This window comes from Candidatus Kosakonia sp. 282A-S69 (assembly GCF_029433855.1).
Classification (GTDB): domain Bacteria; phylum Pseudomonadota; class Gammaproteobacteria; order Enterobacterales; family Enterobacteriaceae; genus Kosakonia; species Kosakonia cowanii_A.
Genome location: NZ_JAROAU010000003.1, coordinates 2,086,830 through 2,101,814, shown reverse-complemented (window position 1 = coordinate 2,101,814; position 14,985 = coordinate 2,086,830). Strand labels below are relative to the sequence as shown.

The 14,985-nt window shown below is 54.2% G+C and carries 14 protein-coding genes; 3 read left to right on the top strand and 11 right to left on the bottom strand.

What is annotated here, in order from left to right:
* Positions 1-170: 170 nt before the first annotated feature.
* The 8 genes from PU683_RS15715 to rluE form a co-directional block, all read right to left on the bottom strand.
* Entirely contained in the window at positions 171-1,292 is a 1,122-nt protein-coding gene (locus PU683_RS15715; RefSeq protein ID WP_277173089.1) for a ribosomal protein uL16 3-hydroxylase, read from the bottom strand.
* Between the two features lie 59 nt (positions 1,293-1,351).
* Positions 1,352-2,812: a two-component system sensor histidine kinase PhoQ gene (gene phoQ / locus PU683_RS15710; RefSeq protein WP_277173087.1), complete on the bottom strand. Its 1,461-nt coding sequence runs from the start codon at positions 2,810-2,812 to the stop codon at positions 1,352-1,354.
* A complete protein-coding gene (gene phoP, locus PU683_RS15705) occupies positions 2,809-3,483 on the bottom strand; it encodes a two-component system response regulator PhoP (RefSeq protein ID WP_023481368.1) in 675 nt (224 codons plus the stop codon). The genes phoQ and phoP overlap by 4 nt, the downstream gene beginning before the upstream one ends.
* A gap of 135 nt (positions 3,484-3,618) precedes the next feature.
* Positions 3,619-4,989: an adenylosuccinate lyase gene (gene purB, locus PU683_RS15700; protein ID WP_277173084.1), complete on the bottom strand. Its 1,371-nt coding sequence runs from the start codon at positions 4,987-4,989 to the stop codon at positions 3,619-3,621.
* A gap of 19 nt (positions 4,990-5,008) precedes the next feature.
* Positions 5,009-5,638, bottom strand: a complete 630-nt coding sequence (gene hflD, locus PU683_RS15695; RefSeq protein ID WP_023481656.1) for a high frequency lysogenization protein HflD — start codon at positions 5,636-5,638, stop codon at positions 5,009-5,011.
* Positions 5,639-5,712: 74 nt separating this feature from the next.
* A complete protein-coding gene (gene mnmA / locus PU683_RS15690) occupies positions 5,713-6,819 on the bottom strand; it encodes a tRNA 2-thiouridine(34) synthase MnmA (RefSeq protein ID WP_277173081.1) in 1,107 nt (368 codons plus the stop codon).
* A 55-nt stretch (positions 6,820-6,874) separates the two neighbouring features.
* Positions 6,875-7,333 carry an NUDIX hydrolase gene (locus PU683_RS15685; protein WP_277173079.1) on the bottom strand — a complete coding sequence of 153 codons (459 nt, stop codon included), beginning with the start codon at positions 7,331-7,333 and terminating at the stop codon, positions 6,875-6,877.
* A gap of 17 nt (positions 7,334-7,350) precedes the next feature.
* Positions 7,351-7,998, bottom strand: a complete 648-nt coding sequence (rluE, locus tag PU683_RS15680) for a 23S rRNA pseudouridine(2457) synthase RluE (protein WP_277173078.1) — start codon at positions 7,996-7,998, stop codon at positions 7,351-7,353.
* Positions 7,999-8,185: 187 nt separating this feature from the next.
* Between rluE and icd the strand changes: the two genes are divergently transcribed.
* Both icd and PU683_RS15670 read left to right on the top strand, forming a co-directional pair.
* On the top strand, positions 8,186-9,436 hold the full coding sequence (gene icd, locus PU683_RS15675; protein ID WP_023481567.1) for an NADP-dependent isocitrate dehydrogenase: 1,251 nt from the start codon (positions 8,186-8,188) through the stop codon (positions 9,434-9,436).
* A gap of 198 nt (positions 9,437-9,634) precedes the next feature.
* Positions 9,635-9,733, top strand: coding sequence for a DUF4113 domain-containing protein (locus PU683_RS15670; RefSeq protein ID WP_346771062.1), 99 nt, complete (start codon positions 9,635-9,637; stop codon positions 9,731-9,733).
* A gap of 94 nt (positions 9,734-9,827) precedes the next feature.
* On the opposite strand, the gene PU683_RS15665 is transcribed toward PU683_RS15670, so the two are convergent.
* The gene (locus PU683_RS15665) at positions 9,828-10,268 is read right to left on the bottom strand and encodes a GNAT family N-acetyltransferase (protein ID WP_277173075.1); all 441 of its coding nucleotides are present in this window, start codon (positions 10,266-10,268) and stop codon (positions 9,828-9,830) included.
* Between the two features lie 404 nt (positions 10,269-10,672).
* On the bottom strand, positions 10,673-11,578 hold the full coding sequence (locus PU683_RS15660) for an NmrA/HSCARG family protein (RefSeq protein ID WP_277173073.1): 906 nt from the start codon (positions 11,576-11,578) through the stop codon (positions 10,673-10,675).
* Positions 11,579-11,708: 130 nt separating this feature from the next.
* On the opposite strand from PU683_RS15660, the gene PU683_RS15655 reads away from it, so the two are divergent.
* Entirely contained in the window at positions 11,709-12,632 is a 924-nt protein-coding gene (locus tag PU683_RS15655; protein ID WP_277173071.1) for a LysR family transcriptional regulator, read from the top strand.
* A gap of 283 nt (positions 12,633-12,915) precedes the next feature.
* On the opposite strand, the gene PU683_RS15650 is transcribed toward PU683_RS15655, so the two are convergent.
* Entirely contained in the window at positions 12,916-14,574 is a 1,659-nt protein-coding gene (locus PU683_RS15650; RefSeq protein WP_277173069.1) for a methyl-accepting chemotaxis protein, read from the bottom strand.
* Positions 14,575-14,985: the final 411 nt, after the last annotated feature.

Sequence of the window (14,985 nt, the reverse complement as noted above, 5' to 3'; positions counted from 1 at the left end):
GTGCGGTTTTGTAGGCCTGATAAGCGCAGCGCCATCAGGCATGATGCCGGGCACGGTGCGCATTGCCGGATGGCGGCGTACCGCCTTATCCGGCCTACGGGTTCGTGTGGTTTTGTAGGCCTGATAAGCGCAGCGCCATCAGGCATGATGCCGGATGGCGCGACAGGCTATTAATCCTCGAAGAACCAGTACCCGCTGTTGACCAGTGCGGCAAGCATGGCGAGGAAGGAGGGATCGTCCAGCGCATCGCCAAACATCTCGCCGGAAATAACACTATGGCGAGCCAGCGCTTCGAGCGCCGGGCGGTGCGGGGAGTTGATCTTCTCGCCGTTGGCGTACACATCGTCGCCAATGCGCAGCACGCGCAGGCCGCCAAGACGCGCAAGCTTGTCGCCTTGTTTAAGCGCATCGTAGATCTCATCCGGCTGATAGGGCGGTTCCGGCGGGGCGATATCCAGTTCGTGACGCGACTGGGAGATAAACTCGCCGAGCCACTCGTTAAACTGAGCCGGTTGATTAATCAGCCCGAGCATCATCTCGCGCAGCTTGTCCAGCTCCTGCGGCAGGATATCGGCCGGGTGATCGCGTTCCGGCACGTCCGGATCGCTGTAACGCTGGCTGCCGAGTTCACGCTGCAGCACGTAATCAGCAAAGCCGCTGATCAGCTCGCGTCCGCTCGGCGCGCGGAAACCGACCGAGTAGTTGAGGGAGTTCTCCAGCGAATAGCCCTCATGGGGGAATCCTGGCGGAATATAAAGGATATCGCCCGGCTCCATCTCTTCATCAATGATCGCGTCGAAAGGATCGACCTGTAGCAGATCCGGGTGCGGGCAGTGCTGCTTCAGCGGCACTTTATCCCCGACGCGCCAGCGACGACGGCCGGTACCCTGAATAATAAAGACATCGTACTGATCGAGATGCGGGCCAACGCCGCCGCCCGGCACCGAGAAGGAGATCATCAGATCGTCGGTGCGCCAGTCCGGCAGCACGCGGAAGGGGCACATCAGCGCCGCGGCAGGCTGATGCCAGTGGTTCACCGCCTGTACCAGCAGCGACCAGTTACTTTCACCCATATGATCGTAACTCTCAAACGGGCCGTGGCTTACCTGCCATTTACCATCAAGGTGGCTGACCAGGCGGCTGTCGACTTCATTCTCCATCGCCAGCCCCGCCAGTTCGTCCGGGCTAATCGGGTCGACGAAATCCTTGATTCCGCGTTTCAACACCACCGGGCGTTTCTGCCAGTAGCGCTGAATAAAATCTGGCCAGTTTATTTCTACGTGATATTCCATATACCTTTCCGGCAATTAATCATGGGCTGAATAATCGATTATAGCTGTCTTAAGGGGGGTCAGTCGCCCGTTATTCCCGTTTGCTGGCGACCAAAAATCACTTCCATTCGCGCGCCGCCAAGCAGGCTGTCACCGGTAAGGATCTGGCCGCTATACTGCTCGACTATTTCCCGCGCCACGGAAAGCCCGACCCCCTGACCCGGACGCAGCGTATCGGCGCGCTGACCGCGATCGAACACCAGCTCGCGTTTCGCCAGCGGAATGCCGGGGCCGTCATCCTCAACCACAATGTGCAGCGTGTCGTCGCTCTGATGAACGGAGACCTCAACAAACTCAAGGCAATATTTGCAGGCGTTATCCAGCACATTACCCATCACCTCCATAAAGTCATTCTGCTCGCCGACAAAACCGACCTCCGGCGAGATATCGAGGGTGATATTGACCCCTTTGCGCTGATAGACCTTATTCAGCGCGGAAGTGAGGTTATCGAGCAGAGAGGCGACCGGGTGCAGCTCGCGGCTGAGCATGCTGCTCCCGCGCATGGTGGCGCGGTGCAGGTAGTAGCCTATCTGCTGCGAGATGCGGCTGATCTGCTCCAGCATCACGGGTTCGGCCTCGCTGACGCTCATCTTGTCACTGCGCAGCGAGCGCAGCGTGCTCTGCAGCACCGCCAGCGGCGTTTTCAGGCTGTGAGTGAGATCAGTCAACGTGGTGCGATATTTGTCATAGCGCTCGCGCTCGCTTTTCAGCAAGCGGTTGAGGTTGAGCACCAGGCTGGTCAGCTCGCGGGTGGTTTCCGGGTTGAGCTGCTCGCGGTGGTGCTCCTCCAGTTCGCGCACTTCGCGCGCCAGATCCTCAATTGGTCGCAGGCTCCACCAGGCCGCCAGCCACAACAGCGGGATCACCAGCAGCAGGTTGGCCGAGAGCACATAGATAAACCAGTTCCACACCATATAGGAGCGTTTAAGCTCGATCGGGATAGTATCGACCACCACGATGGTCAACTGCGGCATACGCGCGGTGGCAGGGTAGAGATTTACCGCTACCGAGTGGGTCATTTCGGAGTCGCTGTCATCTTCGCGGATCGCTTTGAGTTCCTCAGCTGCGGTGTGATCGTCGTTGATCAGGGTGCTGGTGGCGTCAATATCCGCCTCGATCTCGTGAAAACCATCGCTTTTCAGCCACTCCGGCTCAATGCGCTTTTGCAACCACGGCACGTTGCGCTGGGACCAGATCAGCTTGCCGTTCTTATCGTAGATAAAGGTCATGGTCGGGCTTTGCAGATCGAGGTTTTCCGGCAGATCGATCTCAAGCCTGTTCTCTTTCCACTGCGCGAGCGTATAGAAGAGGTTGCTCTCGCCGCGCAGCAGACGGAAGGTGGTTTTATCGAAGCTGACGCTGTAGCCAACCAGCGCGACCACGCCATACGCCAGCGACAGCACCATCACCACCGCGGCGGTGGCGAGTAAAAAGCGGACCCGCAGCGAGAGCGGGAAGAGATGCCGTAGCAGGCGTCTCATTTTGGCAGTTCGAAAAGATAGCCCTGACCGCGCACGGTGGTGATCACCTCATCGGGATACTGTGCCTGGATCTTTTTGCGCAGGCGACCCATCAGCACATCAATGGTGTGGCTCTCGCGCAGTTCGGCATCGGGATAGAGTTGCAGCATCAGCGAATCTTTGCTCACCACTTTGCCGCTGTTGCGGATCAGCGTCTCCATAATGGTGTATTCAAAGGCGGTGAGTTTGACCACTTCCTCATTAACCGAGAGTTCGCGGCGTGAAAGGTCGACCTGGAACGGCGGCATCGAAATCAGCTGTGAGGCGAGGCCGCTGTTACGGCGCATCAGTGCCTGAATGCGCGCCACCACCTCTTCGATATGGAACGGTTTGGTGACGTAATCATCAGCCCCCGCACTCAGCACTTCGACCTTATCCTGCCACCCTTCGCGCGCGGTAAGCACCAGCACCGGCAGCGAGACCTCATGGCTGCGCCAGCGGCGGATCAGCGACAGGCCATCCTCATCCGGCAGGCCGAGATCGACAATCGCGATATCCGGCAGGTGTTCGTTCAGAAAGTAATCCGCTTCCTTTGCGTCTTCAGCGGCATCGACCTGATGCCCCAGCTCCTGCAGCTGCACTTTTAAGTGGTGGCGCAGCAGAGCATTATCTTCCACAACGAGTACGCGCATCGTCAGACCTCTCCCTCTATTTTTGGAGTGAATAGTTTAACGCTGATTTTGTTATAAGAGGGATAAACATTTACTCAACCGTAACAGGAAGTTGCCCTCTTTCCGGCGAAAGAGGGCGGGCAGAGCGGGCGGGGCTTATTTTAATTCATCAACCATGGTGATAGCTCGACCAATATAGTTGGCCGGCGTCATCGCCTTCAGACGCTCTTTTTCCTCTTCCGGCAGCGCCAGGCTGTCGATAAACTGCTTCATGCCTTCAGCGTCAACGCGTTTGCCGCGGGTCAGCTCTTTCAGTTTTTCGTACGGCTTCTCAATGCCATAACGGCGCATTACCGTCTGGATCGGCTCAGCCAGCACTTCCCAGTTGTGATCCAGCTCATCCAGCAGGCGGTCACGGTTCACTTCCAGCTTGCTTACGCCTTTCAGCGTCGACTGATAAGCGATCAGCGCATAACCAACGCCGACGCCAAGATTACGCAGCACCGTGGAGTCGGTCAGATCGCGCTGCCAGCGTGACACCGGCAGTTTGCTCGCCAGGTGTTGCAGCACCGCATTCGACAGGCCGAGGTTGCCTTCGGAGTTTTCGAAGTCAATCGGGTTCACTTTATGCGGCATGGTCGAGGAGCCAATCTCCCCGGCAATGGTCTTCTGCTTGAAGTGGTTCAGGGCGATATAACCCCAGACGTCGCGGTCGAAGTCGATGAGGATGGTGTTGAAGCGCGCCATGCAGTCAAACAACTCGGCGATGTAGTCATGCGGCTCAATCTGCGTGGTGTAGGGGTTCCACTCAATGCCTAAAGAGGTGACAAACTCTTCGCTGAACTGGTGCCAGTCCACTTCCGGGTAGGCGGCAATGTGGGCGTTATAGTTACCGACCGCGCCATTAATTTTGCCGAGAATTTCCACCTGGTTGAGCTGGCGGTACTGGCGCTCCATACGGTAGGCGACGTTCGCCATCTCTTTACCGATGGTAGACGGGGTGGCCGGCTGACCGTGGGTGCGTGATAGCAGCGGAATATCACGGTACTCAACGGCCAGCGCCTTCACCGCGTCAATCAGCTGGCGCCAGTAAGGCAGGATCACCTCATCGCGGGCGCTTTTCAGCATCAGGGCGTGGGAGAGGTTGTTGATATCTTCGGAGGTGCAGGCGAAGTGGATAAACTCAGAGACCGCGTGCAGCTCCGGGACGTCGGCCACTTTCTCTTTCAGAAAGTACTCCACCGCTTTCACGTCGTGGTTAGTGGTGCGCTCAATGGTTTTGATGCGCTGCGCGTCTTCAACCGAGAAGTCTGCAACGATTTTATCGAGGAAACCGTTTGCGTGGTCGGCAAAAGCAGGAACTTCCTTGATCGCCGCGTGCGCCGCCAGTTTTTGCAGCCAGCGTACTTCAACCTGAACGCGAAACTTCAGCAAACCGAATTCGCTGAAGATCCCGCGCAGCGCGCTGACTTTATCGCCGTAGCGTCCATCGACAGGGGAAACGGCGGTCAGTGAGGATAATTCCATAAGTCACAACTCCGGGAGGTTAACAATGAGCGAGAATGTGTTTGGCCTGTGTCGACAGGCGATTACGGGAAAACATTAACTGTAGCCGACCGCCGCCCACCTGGTGCCACAGCACGGCGGCGCGGATGCCCGCCAGCAGGGTGGCGCGCACTTTGGCCTGCACCTGCGCGCTTTGCAAAATGGCCGGGGAGCCGGTGACCTGAATACGCGGCCCGAGCGGGCTGATGACGTCAACATAGATGGCGGCCATCGCACTCAGCAGGGTATCGGATTGCAGATCGAAGTGTTCAAGCTGGCGCTGCAGGCCGCCAATGCGGTTGCCGAGCGTCTCCATCGCCGCTTTTTTTGCCGCCAGCTTGCGCTCGAGCACCATCATGCTCAGGGTGTAGCGGGTCACTTCCCCGTTTAGCCCCTGACGGTTGCTGCCGTTGAGCACGCCCAGCAGCGACTCCAGGCCAATGCGCAGGTTGGCTTCGCTGCCGCCAAAGACGCCGAGGGTGGAGTCGGGGTTCATATCGATAACGCTATTAAGGGAGACGTGCAGCGCGTCGGCGTCACAGTGGCCCTGGTGCGCAAGCTCCTGCACCAGACGTGCTGACTGGCAGATGCCTGCCAGCGCCAGGGTAATGTCGTAATAGTTCTTCGCCACACTTTCTCCTTTTTGTGCCCGCGTCTGACTGCATGTGTGCGGGCGTTAGACAGTCCGATATCGCTAAAACAGAGTTAAACCGGCAGCGGCAGGCGCTGCTCGATAATGCCGCCGCCCAGGCAGACGTCATCAAGATAGAAGACGGCGGATTGGCCTGGCGTGACGGCAGCCACCGGCTCGTCGAAACGCACCTCAATGCGGTCCTCGTCCAGCGCCGTGACGGTGCAAGGGATATCCTGCTGGCGGTAGCGGGTCTTCACCGTACAGCGCAGCGTGCCGTTGACCGGCTCGCGATCGACCCAGTGCAGCTGTTGGGCAATCAGCCCGACTGACATCAGGCGCGGGTGATCGTGGCCCTGGGCGACGATCAGGATATTGTTTTCGACATCTTTGTCGACCACATACCACGGATCTTCGCTGCCCTCTTTGGTGCCGCCGATACCTAAGCCTTTGCGCTGGCCCAATGTGTGGTACATCAGACCCTGGTGTTCCCCGATGGCTTCACCCTCAACGGTAACGATTTTGCCCGGCTGCGCAGGCAGATAGCGGCCGAGGAACTCGCGGAATTTGCGCTCGCCGATAAAGCAGATACCGGTCGAGTCTTTCTTCTTCGCGGTGGCAAGGCCCAGCTCTTCGGCGATTTTACGCACCTGAGGCTTCTCCAGTTCGCCGACCGGGAAGAGGCTCTGGGCGATCTGTTCATGGCCCAGCGTATAGAGGAAGTAACTTTGATCCTTATTGCCATCGAGACCGCGCAGCAGGCGGCTTTTGCCGTCGACATCGGCGCGGCGCACATAGTGGCCGGTGGCAATATAATCCGCGCCAAGATCTTCGGCAGCGAACTCAAGGAAGGCTTTAAATTTGATCTCTTTGTTGCAGAGAATATCGGGATTTGGCGTGCGCCCGGCTTTGTACTCCGCCAGAAAGTGCTCAAAGACGTTATCCCAGTACTCAGCGGCAAAATTGACGGTGTGAAGCTCAATGCCGAGCTTGTCGCAGACGGCCTGCGCGTCGGCCAGATCCGCCGCCGCGGTGCAGTATTCCTCGCCGTCATCCTCTTCCCAGTTCTTCATGAACAGGCCTTCCACCTTGTAACCTTGCTGCTGCAACAAGTAGGCGGAAACGGAAGAGTCGACACCGCCGGACATGCCGACGATCACTTTTTTTGGGCTATCAGACATAGAATACTCACAACGAAGAACTTCAGGGCGGCGTATTCTAGCACGCACTGCTCGCTCAGGCATCCCCTGTAAACGGCCAGTTAAATTCAGCGATGGTTTTAAGCGGCAGACGCTGACCGCTCTGGTAGCTGCGAATACTCTCGGCAACCAGCGGCGAGCGCAGGTTTGAGGCGGTAAGGATCTCCTCAGCCGTGACCCAAAGACAGCGGTCAATATCGCTGTCGTGCGGCTCAGTGGCGCACATTTCGTTAAGCTCAATGGCAAACAGGAAGCGCAAAAAGGGGGTGCTGTCGGGCGCGATCCACTGGTGCATACGGATAAAGTGCTGCGGCGCGGCATCGATGCCGGTCTCTTCCCACAGCTCGCGCTTCGCGGCCTGCACTAATGTTTCGTCCGCTTCAAGATGACCTGCAGGCTGGTTCCACAACACGTTGTCACGGATCGTCTCTTCGACAACGAGGAACTTTCCCTGCGCATGAACCACACAGGCTACGGTGACATGGGGTTTAAACATCGATTTCTCCCTGGCAGTTAAGCGTCACGCCATTCGCCGTTGGCGAGGTTTTCCAGCGTGTAGTTTCCCATAGCGTAGCGGATGAGGCGCAAAGTGGGAAAGCCGACGTGGGCCGTCATCCGTCGTACCTGGCGATTGCGTCCCTCATGAAGGGTGATTTTCAGCCAGCTGGCCGGGATCGATTTACGCTCGCGAATCGGCGGATTACGCGGCCAGAGCCAGGCGGGCTCCTCGACGCGCTCAACCTCAGCGGGCAGGGTAGGGCCATCGTTAAGCGTCACGCCAGCGCGCAGTAGCGCAAGGGCTTCCTCGGTGGGTTCGCCCTCGACCTGCACATAGTAGATTTTCCCGGTGCGTTTACCCGGCTGGGTTAAGCGGGCCTGCAGGGAACCGTCGTTGGTTAATACCAGCAAGCCTTCGCTGTCGCGATCGAGACGGCCTGCGGCATAAACGCCGGGAACGGGGATATAGTCTTTGAGCGTGCTGCGCCCGGCTTCATCGGTGAACTGGGGTAAAACATCGTAGGGTTTATTAAACAAAATGACGCGCGTTGGCGCGCTTTTTTCCGGCGAGCGGGCGGTTTGTCGTGAGCTGAATCGCTCAAGCTTGTGATTTCTATAAGAAGTTTTCTTCATGGTATTTTCACAGGTTATCAATTGCCGCATTATAACGGAATCATGATTGCCTTTCATGGCGTCGAACTATCGGTTAGTATTGACGGGCTCATTACAATTCATTAACAAAAAACGGTTTGCTCTGTGTGATTCACGTAACAGGTGAGCGGACGCAGTCTGAGCGCCCCGGCATGAAGTCAGCGAGCAAAACAACCAGAAGCGCTCGAAGGAGAGGTGAATGGAAAGCAAAGTAGTTGTTCCGGCGGAAGGTAGTAAGATCACCCTGCAAAATGGCAAGCTCAACGTTCCTGTTAACCCGATTATCCCGTTCATTGAAGGCGATGGTATCGGCGTTGACGTGACCCCGGCAATGCTGAAAGTGGTCGATGCCGCTGTGGAAAAAGCCTACAAAGGTGAGCGTAAAATTTCCTGGATGGAGATTTACACGGGCGAGAAATCGACCCAGGTTTATGGCCAGGATGTCTGGCTGCCGCCTGAAACACTGGATCTGATTCGTGATTACCGCGTAGCGATTAAAGGCCCTCTGACCACCCCGGTTGGCGGCGGTATCCGTTCTCTGAACGTTGCCCTGCGCCAGGAGCTGGATCTCTACGTCTGCCTGCGCCCGGTGCGCTACTACCAGGGCACCCCGAGCCCGGTGAAACAGCCTGAGCTGACCGATATGGTCATCTTCCGTGAAAACTCCGAAGACATCTACGCCGGCATCGAGTGGAAAGCTGACTCTGCCGACGCGGAAAAAGTGATCAAATTCCTGCGCGAAGAGATGGGTGTGAAGAAAATTCGCTTCCCGGAACATTGCGGTATCGGCATCAAGCCGTGCTCCGAAGAGGGCACCAAACGCCTGGTTCGCGCAGCGATCGAATACGCCATCACCAACGACCGTGACTCCGTGACGCTGGTGCACAAAGGCAACATTATGAAGTTCACCGAAGGCGCGTTCAAAGATTGGGGTTACCAGCTGGCTCAGCAAGAGTTCGGCGGTGAGCTGATCGACGGCGGCCCGTGGCAGAAAATCAAGAACCCGAAAACCGGCAAAGAGATCATCATTAAAGATGTGATCGCCGATGCGTTCCTGCAGCAGATCCTGCTGCGTCCGGCAGAGTATGACGTTATCGCCTGTATGAACCTGAACGGCGACTACATCTCCGACGCCCTGGCAGCGCAGGTTGGCGGTATCGGTATTGCGCCTGGCGCGAACATCGGCGACGAGTGCGCACTGTTCGAAGCTACCCACGGCACCGCACCGAAATACGCAGGCCAGGATAAAGTGAACCCGGGCTCTATTATTCTCTCTGCTGAGATGATGCTGCGTCATATGGAGTGGTTCGAAGCCGCAGACCTGATCGTTAAAGGTATGGAAGGCGCAATCGCTGCCAAAACCGTGACCTACGATTTTGAACGTCTGATGGATGGCGCTAAACTGCTGAAATGTTCAGAGTTTGGCGACGCGATTATCGCGAACATGTAATCCGCGCTGCGGGTTGCACAAGAACGGGAACCGGTTGGTTCCCGTTTTTTTATGGGCGTTTGCGTTCTTCCTCAAAACTTTCCTCAAAATCACGCCGGGTAACTTGATAGCCATCCTGCAACTGCACTGCCTGAAATGGCTAACTATCACGACAATAATGCAATGCTTATGGAACTCTTGTTCACCTGAAGGCGAAAGATGGGCACGGCACGTTGTATTTTGCCGGGGCAGATGAAGCGTGAAAGGCTGTCGCCGCGCTATACAACACGCCTTTCAGGCCTCTTAGTTTTCAGGTGAAGAGGAAGCAAGGCTATTGAATGGATACACCCCCTGTCAGAGTCAGAATGTCCGCTTTGCGCAAGAGATGAGGGTTGCCTACACCACCACAGTGTTAATTAAGCGGCGGCAGGTCGGTGAGGCGTTTTACGAAGCGCTTTCTTACTTCTTTATATCCGTTATTTTCATAAAATTTGTGCGCTTTAATTCGTTTTTCACTGCTTGATAGCTCAATCTGAGAACATTTCTTGCTAGCCGCGATGCGTTCAGAGGCGATGAGGAGTTGCTGACCCACCCCCTGCCCACGTGAAGACTCATCTATTACCAGCGCTGAAATTAATGCCCATAAGTTATTTTCATGAACCGGCGTAATGAAGTTTATGACAATAACGCCACAAACGTCTTTCTCTGACTCGGCAACTAACGTACAGAGCGTGTCATGCTGTTCACGGATACGTTGTTCTAAGCTCGCGCTCTCTGTCTTGTAGCCCAACTGCAGGAAGAGCCGTTTTAACGATGGAATGTCTTTGAGTTCAGCAGCCCTGATTGAAATCATTGTGATCGCTTCCTTATTTTGATTTCAATAAAGATATTCAGATTTGACTAATCAGTTCAACGAAATTTCTGAGATAAGCACGCATTCTGTGCGCTGGCGCGGACCATCGCGTGTGAACATCACCACCGGGGGTTTTTAAGTGATCCGATTACTGCCAGCGCACAAAAAAACGAAAGCAAGCATAGGTCAACAGCCCGATGTTCCGTCTAGTGACACGCATTATGTATGTCTGCTCCTGGCACAAAGCGGACCCTCAGCTAAGCAAGCTTCTCAGCTTTGTGCCAGAAGCGGGCACGCAAAGTTAACGCCCGAATTAATCTTCAGGCGCTGCAATAAAGATAAATCTGCATTGCCGCAAAATGATTCATCCCATCCGTGGGAAAATTGCGGCAGCCCGAGAGGATCTACTTTCTGTTGAGGGCAAAATTATTTTTGGCCCAGGATCTAAAAGATGTTGGTTGAAATTCTGCGACGCTATTTGCAAGTGTAATGGCAGCTTTGTGCGAACCCGGACCAAGGTAGGTATATTTTTCGTAGTAAGCCAGCGTATCGCCCAGCGCTTCAGCACCCGGAAAAAAAACGGCATAGACATCGCGTGGAACCTGTTTAAAGGTTACAGGATGTCCAGACTGATTTAGTGTTTCAACTATCTCACTGAAGCTGAGGAAATCGCCGACAAGCGGCAGGTAGGCGCCTTTACCCGCGTTAGCAGGATGTGCAAACGCGCCGGCCACAATCTTTCCCAGCTCGTTTATGTCGCCCATGTGAATGCAGCGAACGTCGGGGTTAATCGGTAGCACCCATCCATAACTCCCGTCCTGCTGTTTTTGCGGGCCAAAGGGTCCTGTGAAGTTCTGATAATAAGCCGGTGGCACGACATAGGTGTAATAAGTAAAGTCAGCCGCTTTTACCAGGCTGTCTATTCTGGCTTTATGGGTAAATTGCGGGAGCCTGAACTCACCCTCACTAACAGATTCAACATCAGGAAGCGTGGACCAGATAAAATGTTTCACCTCAGCCGATTTTGCGGCTTCGATCGCGAATGTCGCCTGCTTCTTCTCATCTGTGCCCTGTTGCCAGTAATCTGTGACCAGAAACACACCGTATACCCCCTTCAGTGCCTCATTGAGCGTTTCAGGCTTTTCAAGATCCGCATACAGGACTTCATCAGCCTCTCCGGTATAGCACTTCGGGTTACGGGACAAGGCCCGAACCTGGAACTGACCGGCAGTTTTTAGCGCTTGTACCACGCCTTTACCCTGGTGGCCGGTTGCGCCAAACACCGCAATAAGTCTCTTTTCCTCTGCCATTTCACACCCTCTGGATAACGTTCTGGATAAGTGACCAGGCAACTGCTTTTGCCCGCATGTCGTCAGGGAAAGCTTGCCGCTGAGCGAAATCCGTGACAATACTCTTTAAACTGTCATCACCTGACCGAAAATGATCCATATTGCGCTTGCAGAGACCTCCGAACTCATTGCGTTTACGAAAACTGTCGATGCGAAATCGCTTTCCCGGGCCGCAGCTGAACTGGGCATTCCCCGCGCAACCCTGAGTCGGAGGATTGCACAACTCGAAAAAAAACTGGAGGCACGTCTGCTCCACCGGACAACCCGGAGTCTGGTTCTGACGGATCTGGGCATCATCTTTTATAAAGAGGCCATCATCGCGCTTGAGGCGATAAGGCAGGCTGAGCAGAGCGTCTCCAGAAGTGGAGGGGGTTTGCGGGGAGACTTACGCGTATCGCTTCCTCCGGGTATGAAAAAAAACTTCCGGACGATGCTGTGTGAATTTATTGCTCAGCATCCTTTGCTGCGCGTCCATATTCACACCTCCAGCCATCATATCGATTTCCGCAGCGGAGGATATGATGTTGCACTGAGAGCCAGTAGTCACATGCAACCCGGGTTGATTGCCCGTACGCTTTTTCGCGACCCGGTTATTGCCGTTGCTTCGCCGGGCTATCTCTCAGGCAGGGGGCTTCCTCTCACCCAGCACGATCTTAAAGATCATCAATGCCTGGTGGGGTTCGCCCGTGGAGAGTTACCCGATATGTACTGGCCTTTAATTTCCGGAGACCGGGTAAAGGTCGAGGGTTCGTTTTTCTCTGACGATATTTCCCTGCTTTGCGAGGCCGCCATAAACAGTCGTGGCATTGCCCTTTTGCCTGAAGAGTTGATCCGGGAACACCTGCAGCAGGGCGCTCTTGTCCCGGTACTGAGAGATATCATCGGCACTGAAATGCAGATTGCAGTGGTATACCCGGATCGTCACTTTTTATTGCCTCAGGTGCGGGCTTTTATCGATGCAGTAGTCAGCTGGGTTGCTTCAGAGATGGCGGAGAAAAAGGGGCGTAGGCGTTAGTTACATGTTTAGGTTAAACAGTTTCTCTCCTGTGCAAAAGTAGCCATAAGCCTGACTGGCGAGCGCCCGCTTTCACTCAAAGCGGAAGGTTGAGTGCCTCGTTTTAAGAGCCTGTAGAGGAAGACAAAACAGTGGCGCAGCTCAGGCTGGGCAGGGGGAACACGGTATGACGATGCTGCACGAGGAAGCCATTCATATGAAGAATAAACTCAGACATCTTTATAAATGGTAAAAGCGCTGCCAGAGCAGCGCTTTTTTAATAACGAATTATTGTGTGCAAAAATCAGAAACTTTCCCAGTCTGTATTACTGGCTGCACTGCCGCCCGATGCGGGTTTTGTTTGCAGCTGCTGGGTTCTGCCGATTGGCCTGCTTGCCGTTTTTCCAACATACCCGGTGTTGTCGTTAAGGGTAAAAGTAGAGACCAGGCTCGACAAGGTTTCAGCTTGCTCCTGCAGGGATTTCGATGCCGAAGAGGCTTCTTCAACCAGTGAGGCGTTCTGCTGCGTCACTTCGTCCATTTGCCCGATGGCCTGGTGAACCTGCTCAATTCCTTTGCTCTGTTCAGTGGTAGCAGCAGCAATTTCGTTAACCAGATCCGCGACCTGCCGGACAGCATTGCTCACATTTTCTGTGTTACTTCCCACATTCGCCGCCTGGTTAAGACCCTGCTCAACCTGGGAAACAGAGAGTGAAATGAGATCTTTGATTTCGCGGGCAGCAGAGGATGAGCGCTGCGCCAGAGTGCGCACTTCAGACGCAACCACCGCAAAACCTCTGCCATGCTCGTCGGCACGTGCAGCCTCTACCGCCGCGTTAAGCGCCAGAATATTGGTCTGGAAGGCGATACCTTCAATAATGCCGGTAATATCGGAGATTTTTTCTGAGCTTCCGCGAATCTCTGACATCGTTTCCAGCATCTGGCTGACTGCGCCCGCGTTCAGGCTCGATAAATTGTTAGCGTTATTCGCCAGCTCGCTTGCCTGCACTGCGCCATCAGCATTCTGGCGAACGGTTTCACTCAGGGTGGCCATACTGGCAGAGGTCTGCTCCAGAGAGGCGGCCTGCTCTTCCGTACGGGAGGAGAGATCTTCATTTCCGGCTGCGATCTGAGCGGAACCTGTGCTGACCGATAGCGCAGCGTGGTTCACCGATAACAGCGTTGTTGAAACCTTTTCCAGCAGACCGTTAAAAGCGGATGCGGTCTGGCCTATTTCATCGTTTCTGTAGACAGTGGCAACTTGCGTCAGGTCGAGATTGTTACTGACCTCTGTCATCGTGCTCTTCATGCTATTAAGGCTACGTTTAATGCCCTTAATAATATTGATGGAAAACAGACCAAGCAGAAGAATCACTACCACTGCGGCGCTGGTCATCATCCACCACGTTTGTGAATAAATTTTCTTATTTTGTTCTCTCAGGCCATCGCCGATTTTTATATTTAATTCGATCTGGTTTGTGAAGTCCGTTTCCATTTTACGTGATGCGGCACCTACACCATCTTCACTTTTAAGAAGAGATAAGGATAACGCATTGTCGTGGTTTCTTGAGGCCGCTAAAAAGGCGGGTAGCGCCGCACGAACCGCTTCGATATTGCGGTATGCCTGTTCGGTCATCGCTTTATCTTCATCGTTGGAAATATCATTTGCCATATAGTAATCAGTCAACGATTTTAGCTTGTTCAGCAGGTTGTTTATTCTCTCTTCAGCCGCAGCCTGACCTGCACTGTCTAAAGCTGTCTGATGGCGATAAAACGCGATGCCCAACTGACTGGTTGTACTGATTGATTTGTTCAAATCCTTGATACTGGGTATGGCATTGGCCTGCACATACTCAAAGCGCGACTGGAAACCCGAAATCACGGTAAGTGAGACGGCAACTGTCGCGAAAAGTGATAAAGCCAGCATAGAAAATGCCAGCGACAAACGCTGTGTGATAGTCATATGAACCCTGGTGTTATAAGTAAGTGGAGCAAAAAAGGGTTATCGACGGCGCTCTGAGAGGCTTTAACAATATTTAATGAATATATTTTTTTGAAAAATTGGCTACTTCCTGAATTTATGCTAACCAGATCTTATCCATCAAAATTAATGTGGTTAAATTCTGGTGGCTTAAATAACTTAATTAATTACAGTAACGAATGTGATTGATGCATAAGAAAAATATCAAACAAAAAAATTAGAATCACAATCGATATAAATTTTGACCTGACACTTGGCATGGTTGTTCAGGAGGGCTAAAAATCTTGTTTAGCCCAGCGATCGAACGCGCTTAAGGTGAATAGATTGTCCGGCAACCAGTTCGTTTCATTCGCCCGCCGCTTCAATCGCTGCAGTCTCATCAACGTTAACGTC